This window comes from Providencia sp. 6390, assembly GCF_058148425.1.
Genome location: NZ_JBYVYL010000005.1, coordinates 23,411 through 43,959, shown reverse-complemented (window position 1 = coordinate 43,959; position 20,549 = coordinate 23,411). Strand labels below are relative to the sequence as shown.

18 protein-coding genes and 1 pseudogene are annotated in these 20,549 nt (G+C 38.4%); 14 read left to right on the top strand and 5 right to left on the bottom strand.

What is annotated here, in order from left to right; genetic code table 11:
- Positions 1-338: 338 nt before the first annotated feature.
- Positions 339-683: a DUF4156 domain-containing protein gene (locus AC3Z9T_RS11750; protein ID WP_490126319.1), complete on the top strand. Its 345-nt coding sequence runs from the start codon at positions 339-341 to the stop codon at positions 681-683.
- A 50-nt stretch (positions 684-733) separates the two neighbouring features.
- On the opposite strand, the gene epmB is transcribed toward AC3Z9T_RS11750, so the two are convergent.
- The gene (epmB, locus tag AC3Z9T_RS11745) at positions 734-1,762 is read right to left on the bottom strand and encodes an EF-P beta-lysylation protein EpmB (protein WP_490126318.1); all 1,029 of its coding nucleotides are present in this window, start codon (positions 1,760-1,762) and stop codon (positions 734-736) included.
- Between the two features lie 44 nt (positions 1,763-1,806).
- On the opposite strand from epmB, the gene efp reads away from it, so the two are divergent.
- Positions 1,807-2,373 carry an elongation factor P gene (efp, locus tag AC3Z9T_RS11740; RefSeq protein WP_490126317.1) on the top strand — a complete coding sequence of 189 codons (567 nt, stop codon included), beginning with the start codon at positions 1,807-1,809 and terminating at the stop codon, positions 2,371-2,373.
- Positions 2,374-2,454: 81 nt separating this feature from the next.
- Here efp and AC3Z9T_RS11735 read toward each other — a convergent pair whose 3' ends face one another.
- Together AC3Z9T_RS11735 and cstA are read right to left on the bottom strand one after the other, a co-directional pair.
- A complete protein-coding gene (locus AC3Z9T_RS11735) occupies positions 2,455-2,652 on the bottom strand; it encodes a YbdD/YjiX family protein (protein ID WP_070925419.1) in 198 nt (65 codons plus the stop codon).
- A 25-nt stretch (positions 2,653-2,677) separates the two neighbouring features.
- Entirely contained in the window at positions 2,678-4,771 is a 2,094-nt protein-coding gene (cstA, locus tag AC3Z9T_RS11730) for a pyruvate/proton symporter CstA (protein WP_490126316.1), read from the bottom strand.
- Between the two features lie 570 nt (positions 4,772-5,341).
- Between cstA and AC3Z9T_RS11725 the strand changes: the two are divergent.
- Positions 5,342-6,512 (top strand): annotated as a pseudogene (locus tag AC3Z9T_RS11725) (RNA-guided endonuclease InsQ/TnpB family protein).
- Positions 6,513-6,559: 47 nt separating this feature from the next.
- Here AC3Z9T_RS11725 and AC3Z9T_RS11720 read toward each other — a convergent pair.
- Complete coding sequence (locus AC3Z9T_RS11720; protein WP_490126315.1) at positions 6,560-7,468, bottom strand: EamA family transporter; 909 nt, start codon at positions 7,466-7,468, stop codon at positions 6,560-6,562.
- A gap of 266 nt (positions 7,469-7,734) precedes the next feature.
- Between AC3Z9T_RS11720 and sugE the strand changes: the two genes are divergently transcribed.
- The 4 genes from sugE (at position 7,735) to AC3Z9T_RS11700 (ending at position 12,418) form a co-directional block, all read left to right on the top strand.
- On the top strand, positions 7,735-8,049 hold the full coding sequence (gene sugE / locus AC3Z9T_RS11715) for a quaternary ammonium compound efflux SMR transporter SugE (protein WP_490126314.1): 315 nt from the start codon (positions 7,735-7,737) through the stop codon (positions 8,047-8,049).
- Between the two features lie 192 nt (positions 8,050-8,241).
- On the top strand, positions 8,242-8,739 hold the full coding sequence (locus AC3Z9T_RS11710; RefSeq protein ID WP_490126313.1) for an RNA polymerase sigma factor: 498 nt from the start codon (positions 8,242-8,244) through the stop codon (positions 8,737-8,739).
- A 2-nt stretch (positions 8,740-8,741) separates the two neighbouring features.
- On the top strand, positions 8,742-9,668 hold the full coding sequence (locus AC3Z9T_RS11705; protein WP_490126312.1) for a FecR family protein: 927 nt from the start codon (positions 8,742-8,744) through the stop codon (positions 9,666-9,668).
- Positions 9,669-9,769: 101 nt separating this feature from the next.
- Positions 9,770-12,418 carry a TonB-dependent receptor gene (locus tag AC3Z9T_RS11700; protein ID WP_490126311.1) on the top strand — a complete coding sequence of 883 codons (2,649 nt, stop codon included), beginning with the start codon at positions 9,770-9,772 and terminating at the stop codon, positions 12,416-12,418.
- Positions 12,419-12,539: 121 nt separating this feature from the next.
- On the opposite strand, the gene AC3Z9T_RS11695 is transcribed toward AC3Z9T_RS11700, so the two are convergent.
- Positions 12,540-12,767, bottom strand: a complete 228-nt coding sequence (locus tag AC3Z9T_RS11695; RefSeq protein WP_490126310.1) for a helix-turn-helix domain-containing protein — start codon at positions 12,765-12,767, stop codon at positions 12,540-12,542.
- Between the two features lie 346 nt (positions 12,768-13,113).
- Here AC3Z9T_RS11695 and AC3Z9T_RS11690 point away from each other — a divergent pair, with 346 nt between their 5' ends.
- The 7 genes from AC3Z9T_RS11690 to AC3Z9T_RS11660 all read left to right on the top strand — a co-directional run bounded on the left by AC3Z9T_RS11690 (position 13,114) and on the right by AC3Z9T_RS11660 (position 20,541).
- Positions 13,114-14,313, top strand: coding sequence for an MFS transporter (locus tag AC3Z9T_RS11690; RefSeq protein ID WP_490126309.1), 1,200 nt, complete (start codon positions 13,114-13,116; stop codon positions 14,311-14,313).
- A 155-nt stretch (positions 14,314-14,468) separates the two neighbouring features.
- A complete protein-coding gene (locus AC3Z9T_RS11685) occupies positions 14,469-15,677 on the top strand; it encodes an MFS transporter (RefSeq protein WP_490126308.1) in 1,209 nt (402 codons plus the stop codon).
- Positions 15,678-15,776: 99 nt separating this feature from the next.
- On the top strand, positions 15,777-16,961 hold the full coding sequence (locus AC3Z9T_RS11680) for an MFS transporter (RefSeq protein ID WP_490126307.1): 1,185 nt from the start codon (positions 15,777-15,779) through the stop codon (positions 16,959-16,961).
- Between the two features lie 19 nt (positions 16,962-16,980).
- A complete protein-coding gene (locus AC3Z9T_RS11675) occupies positions 16,981-17,748 on the top strand; it encodes a hypothetical protein (protein ID WP_490126306.1) in 768 nt (255 codons plus the stop codon).
- Between the two features lie 172 nt (positions 17,749-17,920).
- On the top strand, positions 17,921-18,706 hold the full coding sequence (locus AC3Z9T_RS11670; RefSeq protein WP_490126305.1) for an SH3 domain-containing protein: 786 nt from the start codon (positions 17,921-17,923) through the stop codon (positions 18,704-18,706).
- A gap of 116 nt (positions 18,707-18,822) precedes the next feature.
- Positions 18,823-19,599 carry a hypothetical protein gene (locus tag AC3Z9T_RS11665; protein WP_490126304.1) on the top strand — a complete coding sequence of 259 codons (777 nt, stop codon included), beginning with the start codon at positions 18,823-18,825 and terminating at the stop codon, positions 19,597-19,599.
- A gap of 168 nt (positions 19,600-19,767) precedes the next feature.
- Positions 19,768-20,541: a helix-turn-helix transcriptional regulator gene (locus tag AC3Z9T_RS11660; RefSeq protein ID WP_490126303.1), complete on the top strand. Its 774-nt coding sequence runs from the start codon at positions 19,768-19,770 to the stop codon at positions 20,539-20,541.
- Positions 20,542-20,549 lie beyond the last annotated feature (8 nt).

The window sequence follows — 20,549 nt, the reverse complement described above, 5'->3', positions numbered from 1 at the left end:
AACGGCATGCCTCAGGGTATATTTGGGGTAAGGCTATACTCGTGATACTTCAAGTTGTAGCGCTTTTCGTTAAGGCATAGTAACTGCGTTCATTCGCACCAGTCACAGTGTTATCTATGCTCCTAGCGACTCGTTCACTTGTCGCCTAGCTGCACCTCGAATTATTTAGAGTATATAATTGGTTTGATGAGTAACGAGCAAAGGTATTTGACGCATTCTATGGTAGACTCTGTTTGCTGACGGGTATGGCTCAATTCAATGACACCGTTAATAACAGAAGAAAGGATTGAATGGTTCTCAAACCAACTGCAAAAACACAATGATAAATGAGGGAAAACATGCGAATTAAAGTATTGCTTGGTGCTGCTGCATTACTACTTTTAGCAGGTTGTTCGACAACAACTAATTTAACTGCTGCAGGCTCACAAGTTCGTTTTGTTGAAAACCAACCTGGAAGTGACTGTCAACTTCTGGGGCAAGTCACAGGAACTCAAAGCAATTGGTTGAGCGGTGTTAATAGCGATTCTAGCTCTATGCGCGGTGCGGCGAATGACCTGCGTAACAAAGCCGGTGAAATGGGCGGAAACGTTATTTTTGGCGCATCTAGCCCAAGTGAAAGCATCATTTCTAGCTTTATCCCAGTAGATAGCAAGATTATTGGCCAAGTTTATAAGTGCCCTTAAAATGAAAATTTAACGCCCAGCCGTTTTTATTCAGCGTGGGCGTTTTCATTTCAGCATTGCTTCAAATTTAGGTTGAGTAAAGTTTTACTCGGCTCTCCTCCAATTTCTCGGGCTAATTTAGGCACTAAATAACCTGAAACTTTCCCCAATAATTGTTGAATTAATAAGCGAGCCTCTTGGTCACTCACTAAGAAATGAGCAGCACCTTGTACTTTATCTAGCACATGCAAGTAATAGGGTAAGATCCCTGTATCAAATAGTGAGTTGCTTAAATTTGCTAACGTGTCAGCATTGTCATTCACGCCACGCAAAAGCACACTTTGATTAAGTAGTGTGACACCTGCTTTTTTCAATTTTTGCATCGCATCTCGAAATTCATCATCTATTTCATTGGCGTGGTTAATATGTGTCACCATAATAGCTTGTAACCGTGAATCGGCTAGCCTTTGGCATAAACTGTTGGTGATACGTTCAGGGATCACCACCGGTAGGCGAGAGTGGATGCGTAGACGTTTAATATGCGGAATGGCTTCTAACTGACCAATTAGCCAATCGAGTTCATGATCTTTCGCCATCAGAGGATCGCCCCCTGAAAATATGATTTCATTGAGTTCAGTGTGGTTTTTTATATAATCCACCGCTATCAACCAATTATTTTTGTTTCCCTTGTTGTCTTCATAGGGGAAATGACGGCGAAAGCAGTAACGACAGTTAACCGCACAGCCCCCTTTCACTAACATCAATGCGCGGTTGTGATATTTGTGTAGTAAACTGGGGATCTCATTATCTTGTTCTTCTAATGGATCAGTAGAAAAACCCGGATAGGTATCGAATTCTGCTCTTGCAGTTAATACTTGCAATAGCAGTGGGTCTTGTGGGTCGCCTTTTTTCATGCGTGAAATAAATGGCCTTGGCACACGTAATGGAAATAATTTACGTGCTTCGTTGCCATCTTTCGATGCTTGATGGCTTTCTAGCCCCAGTATTTGTAGCAATTCATCAGGATTAGTGATTGCTTCAGCAAGTTGTTGTATCCAGACTTCTCTGGACAGGGTGTTTTGAGTTACAATATCGACCATTTTTTGGCTATGCCATATTTAGTGTATAAATTTAGAGGATCTCCATGGCTACTTATAGTACCAATGAATTCCGCTCAGGTCTTAAAATCATGTTAGATGGCGAACCTTGTGCAATTCTTGAAAGTGAATTCGTTAAACCGGGTAAAGGTCAAGCGTTTGCACGCGTTCGTATTCGTAAACTGATTTCTAACAAACTGTTGGAAAAAACATTTAAGTCTACTGATTCTGTCGAAGGTGCAGATGTCATGGATATGAACTTAACTTACCTCTATAACGATGGTGAGTTTTGGCATTTCATGAACAACGAAACTTTCGAGCAGCTAGCAGCTGACGAAAAAGCGGTTGGTGATAACGCTAAGTGGCTGATCGACCAAGCAGAGTGTATTTTGACTCTGTGGAATGGCCGCCCAATTGCAGTGACTCCTCCTAACTTTGTTGAGTTAGAAATCACTGAAACTGATCCAGGTCTGAAAGGTGATACAGCAGGTACCGGTGGTAAACCAGCAACTCTGAGCACCGGCGCAGTGGTTAAAGTCCCTCTGTTCGTTCAGATTGGTGAAGTGATCAAAGTTGATACTCGTTCAGGCGAATACGTTTCACGTGTGAAATAATACCTGTTTGATTGAGATTAAAAAACCGTAACGCGCCTTTTTATCGCATTACGGTTTTTTTATTGCTAAATTTGCGCTAGCTTAGCAGCACTTAAAACCGCCTTTTCCGCCATAGCGCGCATCTTGTCGGTCTTTGAAAAACTCTTCGTAGGTCATCGGTGTTTGATCGGGGTGATTAAGCTGCATATGGGCAACATAATTGTCATAATCAGGTACACCAATCATCATTTTTGCGGCTTGCCCTAAGTAGCGAGCGGCATTACCAAGTGAACCAAACATATTTACCTCCTGACAAACCATACAGCTAGTGGTGTCGTGTATTCGCTACAATTTCTTGATAGTTAGCTGGCATTGGTTGATATGGCACCTCATTGGCGGTAGGCTCAGCCGTTTTTAATGCTTTCAAAGCGGTACGGATTGAGAACAGCGCCAGCAATACCACAACAATCATAAAGAAAATAGTTAGCCCAGCATCTAAACGGTTATTAAAAATCAATTGTACCAGTTGTGACTCGGTGTACTGTGATGGAATATTACCACTATCAATCATTGCTTGGAATTTATTGGCAACAGCTAAGAAGCCAACACGAGCATCTTCACTGAAGGTTTTTTCCCATCCAGCGGTCATGGTACAAATCAGTAGCCACGCAGTTGGGACTAAAGCGACCCATGCGTACTTTTGACGCTTCATTTTGAAAAGTACGACAGCGCAGAGCATTAGTGCCATACCCGCCAACATTTGGTTAGCAATACCGAACAGAGGCCATAGCGTATTGATACCACCAAGTGGATCAACAACTCCTTGATGCAGGAAGTAGCCCCAAGCCAGCACACATAATGCAGTTGCGATAAGGTTTGCAGGTAAAGAATCAGTGCGTTTCAAAGAAGGTGAGATCACGCCTAGCAAGTCTTGTAACATAAAGCGTGCAGCTCGTGTTCCTGCATCCACCGCGGTTAAAATAAATAATGCTTCAAATAAGATGGCAAAGTGATACCAGAAAGAAACATTCATTAGCCCACCAAGAGCGCCATGTAGGATATAGGCCATACCAACGGCAAGTGTTGGCGCTCCCCCTGCACGAGAGATTATGCTTTTCTCACCGACTTCATTGGCGATATTAGTCAGTTGGTCAGGTGTAATGTGGAAGCCCCAGCTACTCACGACTTGTGCAGCTGACGTCACAACATCTTCTGTGCCAGCAGGTGCTAACATGGCTAGAGGGCTGTTCATGGCGAAATAAACACCCGGATCAATCACACAAGCTGCAACTAGCGCCATAATGGCAACGAAAGACTCCATTAACATCCCGCCATAGCCGATAAAGCACGCTTGGTTTTCATTAGCTAACATTTTAGGTGTCGTGCCTGATGCAATCAGCGCATGGAAACCGGATACTGCACCGCAAGCAATAGTAATAAATAAGAATGGGAACAAATCACCTGCCCAAACAGGGCCTGTGCCATCAATAAATTTAGTGAGCGATGGCATTTGTAGATTTGGATTTAAAATTAAAATACCGATTGCGAGACCGATAATAGTCCCAATTTTTAAGAATGTTGAAAGGTAATCACGGGGTGCTAATAGTAACCAAACAGGCAATACAGCAGCAATGAAGCCATAGCCAACCAACATCCACGTTAATTGCACGCCTGTATAATCAAAGTAAGGTGCCCATGTTTCGCTTTCGGCAACCCAGCCACCGGATATAATTGCAAAAACAAGAAATACTAAGCCAATAATTGAAACTTCACCAATACGTCCTGGGCGGATGTAGCGGGTATAGATCCCCATAAAAATGGCGAGAGGGATGGTGAAGGCAACGGTGTAAGTCCCCCAAGGGCTATGGGTTAGGGCTTTAACCACGATCATTGCGAGCACTGCAAGAATGATTACCATAATCATAAAACAGGCGATAAGGGCTAAAATACCAGCGGTATTCCCCATTTCTTCTTTAACTAATTCGCCAAGAGAGCGGCCATCTCGTCGGGTCGAGACAAAAAGCACCATGAAGTCTTGGACTGCACCGGCGAGCACAACCCCTGCCAGTAACCATAACATACCCGGTAAATAACCCATTTGCGCTGCCAAAACCGGCCCAACTAGTGGCCCAGCTCCCGCGATCGCCGCAAAATGGTGACCAAATAATACTTTTTTATCAGTAGGAACATAGTCTAAGCCATCGTTATGGCGAATTGATGGCGTCATACGCGTTTCATCAACTTGCAATACTTTTTTGGCAATAAACAATCCGTAGTAACGATAAGCGATTAAGTAGACGCAGACAGCAGCAACCACTATCCATAATGCATTTATTTGCTCGCCTCGGTTTAATGCGATGTAACCTAGCGCAAAAGCGCCCAGTACCGCGAGCACAATCCAAATTAATTGTTTACCCATAGCCACCCCATCCGTTTCATAATCAAGCCGTTATCAATTTTTGTGATGCTCATGACACATATAGCTTGAGTTAATAGAAAGACAAAATAGCTAAAACGTGAAACCACACAGTAAAGGGAAATAAATTTAATAACTGTAACTAATATCACTAATTCACAGTAACGATCTGGATTTTATTTTGTTTTAAGCTAAAGAAGGGGAATTATTCTTTTTTATAATTCTTTAATTATCATTTTTATTGGAATTATACACTATTGTTATTTTCAGGGATGCATTTTAACTAAAGTATTTAAAAGTGCCAAATAGGGGCGTTTCCCCCTATCTTTAGCAAAGTCCGCCGTAAACCTTCGCCCAATGCGGGCGGAGATATAAGGTGAAAAGCCCTGAGGGCTTTTAAAAGCAATCATCAGTGCGCTTCCTGAGGGACTTTGTGGCACAATCAAATAGACGCTCCGCTGACTGACAGGGTATCTTTTTCGGAGAAACTTCGCCAAAGAACCATGCAATAGGCTCAATGAAATGGCCTTTCATCATGATAATATATGGACACTTTATCAATGAGCGCTGACAATGTTAAGAGCCACAAAAGTACGCATCTATCCGACACCAGAACAGGCGGAATACCTTAACGCCCAGTTTGGTGCCGTGCGTTTCGCGTACAACAAAGCGCTACATATCAAAAAGCATATTTATCGATACAAGGGTATCAGTTTAAGCCCACGGAAAGACCTAAAACCTCTACTGGCGATAGCGAAAAAATCGCGTCAATATTCGTGGTTAAAACGATACGATGCCATTGCATTACAACAAGCCGTTATCAATCTTGATATGGCTTTCTCCAACTTTTTCAACCCAAAGCTGAAAGCGCGTTTCCCTGTCTTTAAACGCAAGCACGGTAAACAATCGAGTTATCACTGCGTTGGGGTAAAGGTGCTGGACAATGCAGTTAAAATTCCGAAACTGGCACCGATAGAGGCTCATCTCCATCGTGACATTGTTGGAAAAGTCAAAAGCATCACCCTGTCCAAAACGGCCACGGGCAAATACTACGCTTCCATACTTTGTGATGATGAAACTAAAGCGCCCACGAAACCGTCGTTAGTCACCACTATCACCGGCCTCGACATGGGGTTATCCCATTACGTCATCAAATCGAATGGTGATAAGGTCGCCAACCCGCGACACCTCATTAACGCCAGCCGAAATTTACGGCGCAAACAAAAAGCGTTATCACGTAAGCAAAAAGGCAGTGCAAATCGTGGTAAAGCTCGAAGGCAACTCGCCGGTGTACACGAACGGGTCGCCAATGCCCGTGCTGATTTTCAACACAAACACTCTCGTGCAATCGTTGACGAAAACCAAGCGGTGATTGTCGAGACACTGAAGTCAGCAAATATGATGAAAAACCATCATCTGGCACGAGCGATAGGTGATGCGGGCTGGAGCAGTTTTATCACAAAACTGGAATACAAAGCGGCAGAAAAAGGGGGGCATCTGGTGAAACTGGATCAATGGTTCGCCAGTTCAAAAAACCTGTCACTGCTGCGGTCACAAAATGGCGGATATGCCGTTACATCAGCGTATTTGGCAATGTCCCGAATGCGGAGTTGAGCATGACCGTGATATTAATGCGGCCCTTAACATTCGACATAAAGGCATATTGGAATTACGGGCGGCGGGACTCGTCGTTTCAGCCCATGGAGGCCAGCGTAAATCCGTGATACAAGCGGTAGCGGCCTGAGAAGTGGGAAGCTTCGCCATTTACGGCGGAGAGCAGTCACATGAAGTCTAAGCTTTTCTTAAGCGTTGAATTAATTTTTTACCAAACAAGGTAATAATTAGCCCTAGCATAATGAATGTGAGCCCAGCAATTTGTACTTTATTAATATGTTCACCAAGAAATAATGCACTGCTACTTAAACCAAACAATGGCACTAGCAATGAAAAAGGTGCGACTTTCCATGCTTCATAGCGGCCTAATAAGACGCCCCATAATCCATATCCCACAAACGTAGATAGGTATGCGAGGTAAATAATGGTGCCAAAAAGGGGCCAGTCAAAACCTGCTAACCCTCGGCTTATCGCTTCTTCACCTTCAAAAATCCATGAACTAACAAAGAATGGGATGATTGGGATCAGTGCGCTCCAGCTAACTAAAGAAAGTGCACTACATTTCTCTGTACCTTGGTTTTGCATGATCATTCTATTGGTAATATTACCACAAGCCCATGAAAAACCGGCAATAAGCGTAAATATCAACCCTAAGAGCGGGATGTCATCTAAGCCACCTGTCGTTGCACCTTTGGCTAAAATGGTTAGTCCAGCAACCGCGATCAGCATGCCAATAAAATGGGTGATCTGCAGAGATTCTTTTAAGATCACAGCGCCTAAGAGCAGTGTGAAGAAAGCTTGCGATTGTAGGATCACTGAGGTGATCCCTGCTGGCATGCCAACGCGTATTGCACAAAACAGAAAAGCAAATTGCCCAAAACTAATGGTTAACCCATATATTAGCAGCAGCTTTAGTGGAACTTTGGGGCGCTTAAAGAAAAAAATCGCAGGGAATGCAACAAACACAAAGCGCAGCGCGCCAAGTAATAGAGGAGGAAGTGCTGTTACACCGAGTTTGATGATAACAAAGTTAACGCCCCATATAATAACCACACAAAGTGCCAGTAAAATGTCTTTAAAACTCATGCCATTTCTCAATAGTTGCCATCTATAAGCTTTCTACTCTACTCTCGGACACCGCAATCGGCGATAGAAAAGATGCGCTTAGGTTAAAATAAAGTAAAAATAAGTTAATTGTTATGACAAATAGTCGTTAGTTTGTTATTTTTTTATCCCTTGAGCTCGCAAATTTGAGTATTTATAATATTGTTTCACATAGCGTTTTCAGGACGACCTGAATATTAGCGTTTTTAATTCATGGGGACGACCCCGGCTATTATGGAAGAGAAGCAATGGCTTGGATCATCCTCTTTTGTGCAGGTTTATTAGAAATTGTTTGGGCAGTTGGTTTGAAGTACTCACATGGCTTTACGCGTCTGACACCAAGCGTTATTACGGCGGTGGCAATTATTGCAAGTATGGGGTTACTTGCCACTGCAATGCGTGATTTACCTGCAGGCACAGCTTATGCGATTTGGACGGGTATTGGTGCGGTAGGTACAGCAATCGTAGGGATTATTTTCCTTGGCGAATCAGCCAATATATTTCGTTTGTTAAGCCTTGGCTGTATTGTTGTCGGATTAATCGGTTTGAAACTCTCCAGCTAGCAACTTCTCGTGATAAGTGAAATATGATTGCAAACTTGTATTTCACTTATTTTATAACCTTCCTTGTATTATTATTTTTGAACTCAAAAAAAACCACAAAGTGATTATCCTACAGATGGCAGTTTCTTTCCCTGTAAATTAGCGATATTATGTAAATAATTCTCATTTTCATATTGGTGTTGTGGCTTTCACATGTCTGATCAAGAGTTACAATCGCTGTTTGCTCGCCATTCCTCTTCTTTATGTCGTTACCTTAATGTTTACCTTAAAGACCATGCACTTAGTATGGATATCATGCAGGAGAGCTTTGCTCGGATGGCAGAGCAAATGAAGTGCTCATCAATTCATGATATTGATGCTTATTTGTATCGTACAGCTAAAAACTTGATGGTTGATCATTTTCGCCAACAAAAAAAGCAGCCATCAACGTTGCTGAATGATAGCCAATGGCATGCGTTTCCAAGCAAAGAAAAAAGTCTTGAAGCCCAAGCGATTAGTCAACAACAGCAAGATCAAATACAAGCCATTATTCAAAGTTTGCCACAAAGAACTCAGGAGATATTTCATTTGTACCGTGTAGAAGGGCTGACACAAACTGAAGTTGCTGAAATATTAAATATTTCACTCAGCACGGTTGAAAAACATCTCGCAAGTGCTTTGGCAATGTTGATCCATAAATGGAGGGATTAAGGATGGATCATATGACAGATATTCCTTCTGAAATTGAAAATGCAGCCGCTTTATGGGTAGTCAAAACGACATCGAGAGAGCTAACCAAACAAGAGTCGCAAGAGTTTGAACGATGGATTGCGGCTTCAGAACAGCATCAAGAGACTTACTATCGTGCTCGTCAGCTGTGGGTGTTAACACATTCAGGGAACACTGTTGTTACGGTAAAAAGAAAGCAATCCGTATGGCGTTATGGAAAACAGTCACTCGTTGCGACCGTACTTTTGGCGATATTTTTCAGCTTTTTTTGGCTTTATAACCATCAAAGTACTGCTGATTACTACACCAAAACGGGAGAAATACGGCAAATAACATTACCGGACGGTAGTGTAGTGGATCTTGATAGTGGCACCCAAATATCACTCGCTTTTGATACTGATTATCGACAGGTTAATTTAATTGAGGGGAGGGCTTATTTTACGGTAGCACCGACTAACCCAAGAGAATTGAGACCGTTTCGTGTGATTGCCAATAATGGTGCTATTCAGGCATTAGGAACTGAGTTTTCAATTCAAAATAGAGATAGTGATGTTGAGGTTAATGTCTATCAACACAGCGTACAGGTATCTTTATTATCAGGGCAAAGCGAGGTTGTTAATCAAGGCTATTCGACCCATTACCAGCAAAAAATTTGGCCGGTTACCGCAGTTAAAAATAATCACTCATCTGCTTGGCGTGAAGGGCAGATCATTTTTCATCAACGTGCATTGAAAGATGTGATTAGTGAAATTAACCGCTATCGCAATAAACCTATCATTTTATTGAGTAAGCGAAATGAAAAGGTGAGTGGTGTTTTCCAAGTGAAAGGTTTAGAGAGCGCTATTGAAAATTTGAATAAGTCTCATGATTTAGCCGCTTATGAAGTCCCATTTTTCACATTAATATATTAATCACAATTTTTTAAAAAATTATTTACGGGTTTGTTTAGTTTTTTCGTCTTAATCTAAGTGATTGTGATTTTTATTACCATTATCATTTATTGGGATGGAAAATGACTAAGAAAAAATATCATTATAAAAAAGCAGTAGTTAGTATTCACCTTGCATTGATGTCTTTAGCGATTGCCCCTTCTGCTAGTTATGCGCAGGAGCAGCAACAACCAAGGAAAATCGCATTTTCAGTACCGGCTCAGTCTTTAGATCAAGCGCTGATCCAGTATGCACAGCAAGCTAACCTTGAGATACTGCTAGATAGCCGAGAGGTGGCAGGTCTGAGAAGCCAAGGAGTACAGGGTACTATGTCGGCTAATCAAGGGCTACAGCAGCTAATTGGTTCTAATCCTATTCACTTTAGCATCCACAATAATCGTATATCGATTAGCCGCAAGCAGGCCGATGACTCAGTTGTGATGTTAGATAAAATGACGGTGACGGCCACACCCGTTCAGCAAGGCGATTGGGTATACAGCACACCTTCTTCTATAAGTGTTATTAGTAAAAAACAACTCGAAGATCGCCCGCCTAAACATATTGCAGATGTGCTTGAAATGACGACGGGGGTCTATTCAAGTATGAGCCAACAAGATCCTGCTTTATCGGTCAATATTCGAGGTATTCAAGATTATGGCCGCGTTAACATGAATATTGATGGTATGCGGCAAAACTTTCAAAAAAGTGGTCATGGGCAACGCAATGGCACCATGTATATTGATTCTGAGCTGCTTTCGGGCGTGGAAATTCAAAAAGGAAGCACCAGTGGTATGGGAAGTGGAGGAACTCTGGGTGGGGTCGCTACTTTTACTACAGTAAATGCTTCTGATTTCTTATCAAAAGATAAGACTTTTGGTGGAAAAATACATGCAAGCACAGGAACTAATAATACTCACTTTATTGGCAGTACTGTGCTGGCGTTAGGTAATGAACAGGCTGATTTGCTTTTCGCGGCTAGTGAAAGACGACTGGGTGATTATAAACCGGGTACTCATGGTGATATTGGCGATATACGTGTTAATAATGATACAGGTCACTATGATCAGTTTGTTCATGATTTAAAGCATAGTCGTATTAGCGACAGTAATTATCAAATGACATCCTATTTAGCAAAAGCAGGATGGAATATCAGTGATTCACAACGTCTACAATTCAATTATCTAGAAACTAAGGTTGCAACCCCTAATGCAGGAACATTAACTAATTTAGGTAACGTTTGGCCATATAAACTGGGGTGGAAAAGTAGTGGTTTCAGCGATGTTACCACGAAAAATTACGCATTGGATTACACGCAATTCAGTGATACGGCATGGAGTACTGAATTTAAAAGTAAGCTGTATTTTGTTGATACTCATGATGACAGTAAAACCTACGCAACGAGCCAAGTGATCAATAATGGCTATCAAACCGATACACGGGTTAAAACGCTTGGCTTACAGTTAGAGAATCATTCAGAAATTGAATTTAATCGCTATAACGTATTGAAGGCGCATTATGGGGTGGAATCATTCCAAGACAAAGCCAGTAGTGATTCGACTCGTGAATCAGCTGGAGGCGTAACGCCAGATGGTAAACGTTCATTAAGTTCATTATTTGCAACACTAACCTATGAATACGATGATTGGTTAACGTTAGAAGGTGGGATGCGTTACGACTATTATAATTTAAAGGGAAAAACAGCAATGAGTTACAATGTTTTTCCCTTTACTAAAGATGCGCCTTGTAAAGAAGCCCGATTACGTAACTGTAAAAGTGTAAAAATCGATAGAACGTGGGATGTTGATGAATCAGAAGGTGCATTTTCGCCAAATATTAAACTGGCTATTCATCCTAATTTAGAGTGGATGGAACTATTCACCAGCTATGGCCGTTCATGGCGCCCGCCTGCGATTACTGAAACACTAACCACGGGTAGTGCACACAGCTCTTCAACACAATTCCCGAACCCCTATTTAAAACCCGAACGTTCCAATGCATGGGAAGTGGGGATGAATATCAACTATCCCGAATTGATTATTGAGGAAGACCGGTTAGTTGCGAAAGTTGCCTATTTTGATACGCGAGTGGATAACTATATTAACCTTGCAATTAATCGCACTAAACCGGGCATGGTTAATCCAAGTATTGGTAATGCTGCATACAGTAATAACTTAAATACAACACGCTTTAGAGGATTTGAATATCAAATTAATTATGATGCAGGCTTTGTATATGCCGATTTAACATTCACTCATATGATAGGTAAAAACAAATTTTGTGCTCATCCTGCATGGCTAGGGGGGGTAGAGCAATATGGTAAGGATACTGGGCCAGGTAATTGGTATGTTGAAGACAACGAAAGCGCCAATAATTATGTTAACTGCGATAGCGGAGCCGTATTCAGCAGCTCGGCCAATTTACCCGGTGATCGTGGTTCCTTTACGTTAGGTGGTCGTGCTTTTGATAGAAAACTCGATGGTGGTGTTGTTGTGCGTTTTACACCCGGTTTTCAAGATCGCTCCCAGCAAACAAATCAGCCTTATTTAGCAGATTGGCCTAAATATACCTTATTTGATTTATACGCGAGTTATGCAGTGACTGATGATTTAACCATAAGGGTAAATGTTGAGAATTTAACTAATCGAGCCTATGTGGTGAGTTTTGGTGAAAGTTTATCAAACACATTAGGACGTGGCCGAACGGTTAGTGGTGGTGTTGAATATCGTTTTTGAAATATATACTCTAAATAATTATCAGTAGATCTTTACTATAAATAAAATACCCAAATCAACGATTTGATTATTGGTTGATTTGGGTATGATCTTATCTCGTAATTTCAGCATCTCATAATATTCAATTCTTTACCTCATGATGTTTTTCAAGATAACGCGATGGCCATATATCTGCGGGATGTAAATCTAAGAAGTCAGCAATAATCCTTTCCCCTTTAGGCCAACGACGAGCAAGAGCGTTACTCAGTGTTGATGAGTTTAACCCGGCGAGGCGTGATACTGCGGAGAGTGATGAGCCCTTTTTCTTTATTGCTGCAATGATATCCGCAGGGTGCCAATCTTCTTTCATGATACCTCCATTTATTATTGAATAATTAAATATCAAATATAATTATTCTGCGTTTAATTAAATATAGTGGCGTGTTTGTGTGAATAATAAAAATAAACAAAGATTGATTATTTTTAAATATTTATAAATAGGGACTGTAAATCTGATTTTTGATGTGTTAAAGATATGTTTAATACAATTAAATCATTAACTGAAATTAATGAATGATGTTTAATTAATATAAATACAAGTTATTAGCGAGTTACATACCCATTAACATAAAACGTTCATGAACATTTTATCGGAATAATAATGGGTTATAAATAATGAAGTTTATATCTTTAGAATAAAAGACAAGGAAAATGGTATGAAATGGAAATTTCGATTCGGTGCTGCTTTGGGAAATGCACTTGAATATTATGATATTGCAGTATTTGCAGCGATATCTATGTATTTAAGTGCGGAGTTAGAACGTTTAGGGTACTCACAAGCAACGGAAATGGTATGGGGAATATTTGCTTTGCGCTTTTTAATTCGACCTATAGGTGGCTACTTAATAGGGCGCTATGCAGATAGAGTTGGAAAAAAATCGGCCTTGATACTCACTAGTTTTATTACAGGCACCGCGACGTTATGTATGGCTTTATTGCCGATTGAGCTATTAGGAGCATATACACCAATGGCGATTCTAGTTTTACAAATGGCGTTGTCGTTTAGTTTTGCGGGTGAATATCCTTCTTTGGTAACCTATTTACTTAATGATGTACCTGCAACTGAACGTTCACGAGTCTCTTCTTTAGCGGCCGGTAGCTCATTATTAGGTGTCGTGATCTCATTAGGGTTAGTATTTATTTTAGAAAAATTATTAAGCCATGAAATGATGCAAAGCGTTGGATGGCGCATTCCTTTGTTAGTAGGCGCTGTGAATATTGCAGTCAGTTTTTGGTTTAGAGCAAAATTACCTAATCAACCGGTATCTTCAGAAAATTATAAACCAATAGATTGGTCGCGTTCACTGCACGTTTTTTTATTAGGTGTACCTGCAACGGCAACCTTTTATGTACAAAATATTTCCTCATCATTAATTATTGAACACTTGCAATTGAATGACTATAAAAGTACTTATGCAATGATTGCGTCGAGTTTATTATTAATTATGATGATCATATGTGCGTATCTGACCGATAAGTATAGTTCATCCATTAAAACCTTCAATGCAGGAGTTTGGGGGGTTGTTATTTTATCTATACCACTGTATTTCATTATGCAAAGTGGCATCATTGAACTTATTATTATCACGCAATTAGTGACAACAGCCTGCTTTGCTATGATCCTATGCAATGTTGCTGATCAAATGGTTAGGGCGTCCGATGGGCAAGCAACCACGTTTGGTATTGGTTTTAATTTTACAGGGGTGGTAATTGGTGGAACAACACCATTAATTATTAGCTATTTAGTAGAACTTCATTTAGCTTATGTAGGTGGGTTTGTCGCATTATGTAGTTCGACTGCATTACTCTCTAATTTTCTAAAAAAGAAAACAACATTGATAAAAGATTTATTTTAAATACATAAGATATAATTAAAAAATAAAATATGAATCAGACTGTATTTATATTTCATAAGCTAATTCTTTAAATAAGAAAAATATACGGTGTAGATATTAATAGTCATTAATATAGCTTTGAATTGAATCTCCTCTATGGAAATAGGAAATAAAAAATGAAATGGAAATTTAGATTTGGTGCCGCTTTAGGTAATGCCCTTGAATATTATGATATTGCGGTATTTGCGGCAATTTCAATGTATTTAAGTGCAGAACTAGAACGTTTGGGATATTCACAAGCAACGGAAATGGTATGGGGAATATTTGCTTTACGTTTTTTAATCCGTCCTATTGGCGGTTATCTGATTGGTCGCTATGCAGATAGGGTCGGTAAAAAATCCGCATTGATACTCACAAGTTTTATTACAGGCACCGCAACACTCTGTATGGCGCTCTTGCCAATTCAATGGCTTGGCAATCATACACCAATAGCGATTTTAATTATTCAGATGGCGCTTTCATTTAGCTATGCAGGGGAGTATCCATCATTAATTACCTATTTAATTAATAATACTCCAGACAATGAACGTTCTCGAATATCTTCTCTATCAGGTGGAAGTTCACTACTAGGGGTTGTTGCTTCATTGGGTCTCGTACTCGTGCTAGAGAGCGTGATGACGCGTGAAATGATGCAGAGTGTGGGGTGGCGGATCCCTTTGTTCTTAGGGGTAATTAATATTGCGGTCAGTTTTTGGTTTCGAGCAAAACTACCTAACGAACCTATTTCTTCAGTCGGTTATCAAACGATAAATTGGTCTCGTTCATTGCATGTATTTTTAGTCGGTACACCTGCAACAGCGACTTTTTACGTACAAAATGTTTCATCATCCTTAATTGTAGAACATTTACAGCTTGGTGATTATAAAAGTATTTATGGAATGGTTTCCGCAAGTGTATTATTAATTGCGATGGTGATTTGCTCTTGTATAACAGATAAATATAGTTCTTCAATTAAAGTGTTCAATATCGGTATTTGGGGGGGGATCTCTCTATCTATACCACTCTATTTCATTATGCAGAGTGGAATTATTGAATTAATTATTATTTCTCAACTATTGATAACAATTTGCTTCGCTATGATTTGGTGCAACGTTGCCGATCAAATGGTTAGAGCATCCGATGGCAAGGCGACAACTTTAGGTATTGGTTTTAATTTAACAGGTGTCATTATAGGTGGAACAACACCATTAATTATTAGCTATTTAGTTGGCATTCATTTGGCTTATGTCGGTATATTTATAGTGTTATGTTGTTTATCGGCAATACTGGCAAATATTTTACAAAAGAGAAAGATAGTAATGAAGAAACTGAGTTTAAATATATAAATTACAATTTAAATTATTTAATTAATTCCCCATCTAATAAATATAAAACACAGTGATTTTTAATGTTTTTATATTAATGATAATAGGACATCATGTAACATGAAATGGAGATTTAGGCTTGGCGCTGCATTAGGTAATACATTGGAATACTACGATGTGGCCGTATTTGCAGCAATATCCATGTATTTAAGTGCAGAACTGGAAAGGTTGGGGTATTCGCAAGCAACCGAGATGGTGTGGGGGATATTTGCACTACGTTTTATTATTCGCCCTGTCGGTGGCTATATGATAGGACGTTACGCAGATAGAGCTGGTAAGAAGTCCGCATTGATTTTAACTAGCTTTATTACAGGCACCGCAACGTTGTGTATGGCTTTATTGCCGATTGAGTTATTGGGGGCTTATACGCCAATGGCGATTTTGGTTTTACAAATGGCGCTGTCGTTGAGCTTTGCTGGTGAATATCCTTCACTGATCACTTACTTGTTTGCAAGCACAACACGCCATGAGCAAGCTAAAGTCTCATCAATTATCAGTGGTAGCTCTGTTCTAGGCGTTATTCTCTCGCTGAGTTTGGTTTTTATTTTAGAGCGAATGTTAACACCTGAAGTCATGCAATCGATAGGTTGGCGCATTCCATTGTTCCTTGGTGTTGTCAATATAATGATCAGTTTTTGGTTTAGGGTTAAATTGCCAAATCAGGTTATTGCGACGAAAAACAATGGAGCAATTAATTGGCTACAAGCGAGCCATATATTTTTACTGACAATACCGGGCACGGTTATTTTCTTCGCTCAAAATATCTCAGCATCAATTATTATTGAAAAAATACACATCACAGATCTAAAAAGTATTTATGGCATAACATTATCATGCTCGCTATTAATATGCATGTTGATCTGTGGCTGGTTGACAGATAAATACAGTTCTCCTGAAAAGGTCTTTAACTTAGGCGTATTGGGAATGGTAATTTTATCAGTACCTCTCTATATCGCCATTAGCCAGAGCTCTACCATTTTTCTTATACTTTCTCAGGCAATTATGACTATTTATGCTGCGATGATCCTCTGTAATTTTTCTTATATGCTTTCACAAGTAGCACAAGGAAAGGTAGCAACATTAGCATTTGGTTTTAATATTGCAGCAACAGTCTTGGGAGGGATCACCCCTTTAGTCATTAATTATCTAGTTGAGATTAATTTATTTTTTGTTGGTATTTTTTTAGCCGTTTGTGGTGTAAGTCGGTTTGTTGTTTATCGATTACCTAAATTAACGTTGAATTAAATAATATAAGAGGGATATCATGGATATACAAAATCATTTATTAGAGAATACATGTTTGAATTTAAAGAAAGAGTTTGTTAATCATTTTGATTGGAATGATATTGACATTACTTTCTTTCGTGTCGATGTGAAAAATAAAAAAATTTATATTATTTCTAATAATTATGAATGGCAGTTGATGTGTTGGGATGATGATCTGGATTTACTACTTAACGAAAGATTAAACCCAGGTATTCAGTATTGGAGTAGCTATTCAGAATCATTTAAAAAAACATTAGCGAGAGCAGATAAAAGTAATTTAAAAGTCGATTTTTGTCAGAACCAAAATGAGAGTTTTGAAGTTATAACGATTAATACTAATAGGCAGTTATCATTATCTGATATGGCAAGTATTTATAAGTACCGGCCAATAATCTCTGACTATGCACATCAAGTATGGAAGAAAAACCCTGAAATAGCTTTACCGATGAGAGCAGAAATTTCGCTTCCTACAAACAATTCGGATCAAAAATTGGGTGAGCAACTAATCACTCATCAACATATGCGTTTTGGTGATATTCGATTTACCGCTAAAGAAATGTTAACGATCAAATTGTTATTGTCTCATTGCCGAGTGAAAGAGATCAGCTATATCCAAGGTTGTTCTGAAATGTCAGAGCATAAACGCATTCAAAATATTAAAGAAAAACTCGATTGCCCACATGCTTCTCCGAGTGGGTTATTTAAAGCTTTAAGAGATCACGGGGTGACATTGGCATGCCTTGATACGCTGATTGATTTGTCATAATACAGAAATTCAAGGGGCGATTTTTCTGCATATTTTAAACATAAATTGAGTGATAAAGTTATCAAGGAATACAAGTATGAAAAAATTTTAGCTAATTAGCTATGATTTTATACTAATTTTTATTCTTAATTATTTTAACCTTTAATTAATCAAGTGATAGAAAAGGATTTTTATGAATATCAGATATCATGCATTAGAAACAGCTTGTTCGAATTTTAAAAAACACTTTGAGGAGTTATTTGATTGGGATGACATTGATTTATCTTTTATAAGTATTGATATAGAATATAAAGAAATAAATGTTATTACAAATAACTATGAATGGTTATTAACCTATTGGGAGGATGATTTAGACTTGCTAATTGGTGAACGATTAGAGGTCGGATTCGAATACTGGGATGGATATTCAGAGAGTTATAGAAATACACTTTTAAAGACAGAAAAAAATGGCTTTAAAATTGATTACTGCAACAACTATGGAAATGTTTATAAGATATTCTCCATTAGTTCAAAGAGAACCCTTTCAGTTGATGAACTTATGGATATCTACTTTTATCGTGCAGATGTTTCAGATTATGCACATCAAGCATGGCAAAAAAATCAAAGTCTGGCTTTGCCATTAAGAGCGGATATAGAGGCGAGACAATTTCCGCTATTAGATGATGAGCAGCAGCGGGCTGGGTTAGTAGACACTGAGAAATTTATCCGTTTTGGTAACGTATCCTTTAACTACAGAGAGGCAGTAACACTGAGATTGCTATTATCTAATTGTAAGATTAGTGAAATTAGTGTGATGCAGGGATGTACAGATACCATTGAATTAAAACGAATTCAACGTATTAAAGAAAAATTGGGTTGCCCTGATGCATCACTTGAAGAACTACGTAAGACAATGACTAAACATGGAATAATATTAGTTGGATTAGAGCGATTAGCTCGTTTCTATAGATATTATTAATTAAATATAATAATTAGACCGTGCTGATGTTTATTTTATTAACTTAATGTTTTTAGCTCGGTCTATATTTTTTTATGATTTTCACGAGGTTTGAATAAAATACTAAGGTTACTTTCATGGACATAAAAAATGAACTATTAGAAGGTTCTTGTAATAAATTTGGTAATTCTTTCTTAAATTATTTTAATTGGAATGATATTGATATATCTTTAACTCGTGTTGACATAAAAAATAAAAAAGTGAATGTAATATCTAGTAATTATGAATGGGTACTAATTTGCTGGGGTGATGACTTAGACCTATTGATTGGAGAAAGGCTAAGATCAGGATTACAGTACTGGAATGATTATTCTGATGCTTATAATAAAACGTTATCTAAATTAAATGAAAATAAATTTAAAATAGATTTTTGTACGAAATACTTAGATAGCTATGAAATATTTTCAATAAATTCAAAAAAAAATTTTTCAATGATAGATATGATTAATATTCATCAATATCATCCCGTAATTGCTGATTTTTCTCATAGAATATGGAGTCAATCTCCTGAAATGAATCTACCCCTTAGAGCCGAAACTCCTTTAATTCCAAAATCTACTGAAGAATTATGGCGTCCATTTAACGAACTACTCGATATTCATCAATATATGCGTTTTGGAAATATCCGCTTTACCCGTAAAGAAATGATTACTATTCGTTTGTTATTATCACAATGTCGTATAAAGGAAATTAGTTATATTCAAGGATGTTCTGAAGCTTCTGAGCATAAGCGAATACAAAATATTAAGGATAAATTGGGTTGCCCTCATGCTTCTTCAAGTGGGTTATTTAATGCTTTGAAGGAGCATGGCGTGACATTAGCTTGTCTAGGTGTCATGATTAATTTTATTTAAAATTTAAATGCTTATATTTAATTTATTATCTTCTAAGAATTATAACATAATTGATGTACGTTGATTTTTTAGTATCGACATGGTAATACATTAATTGTCAATTAATTAAACTTATAATTTCATATCGTCCTCATAAATGGAATTTTTTTATAATACAAGGTGATTTTCATGGATGTAAAAAATAAAAGACTAGAAAAAACTTGTTCGGATTTTAAAAAATACTTCTCCAATCATTTTGATTGGAATGACATTGATTTGTCTTTCGTCAGTGTGGACATTAAAAATAAAAATTTAAATAGTATTACAACGAACTATGACTGGTTGTTAACATGTTGGGATGATGATTTAGACCTACTAATAAAAGAAAGACTCACTTCAGGAATACAGTATTGGGATAATTATTCAAACGCTTATAATGCAACATTTTCAAAAAATAGTAAAAACATTATGAAAGTGGACTTTTGTAGTCAGCATGATGATGTGTTCAATATTATCTCTATTAATACAAATAAGCATTTGTCAGTCGCAGAGACACTAGCTATTTATAAATATAAACCAATTATTGCCGACTACGCGCAAAGAATATGGTTAAAAAATACAGAGATAGCTCTTCCTTTACGCGCTGAAGTTTCTATTACTTCAATAAATAATACCGAGGCTGATGAAAATTCCGTTGAGCTGCTTGATATTCACCAATATATGCGTTTTGGAAATATTCGTTTTACTCGCAAAGAGATCATTACCATCCGTCTGTTGCTATCACAATACCGTATAAAAGAAATTAGCTATATTCAAGGGTGCTCTGAAACTTCAGAGCACAAGCGAATACAAAATATTAAGGATAAATTGGGTTGCCCTCATGCTTCTTCAAGCGGCTTGTTTAAGGTGTTGAAAGAGCATGGCATAACTTTAGCCTGTCTCGGCGTTTTAGCTGATTTTTAATAAAATTC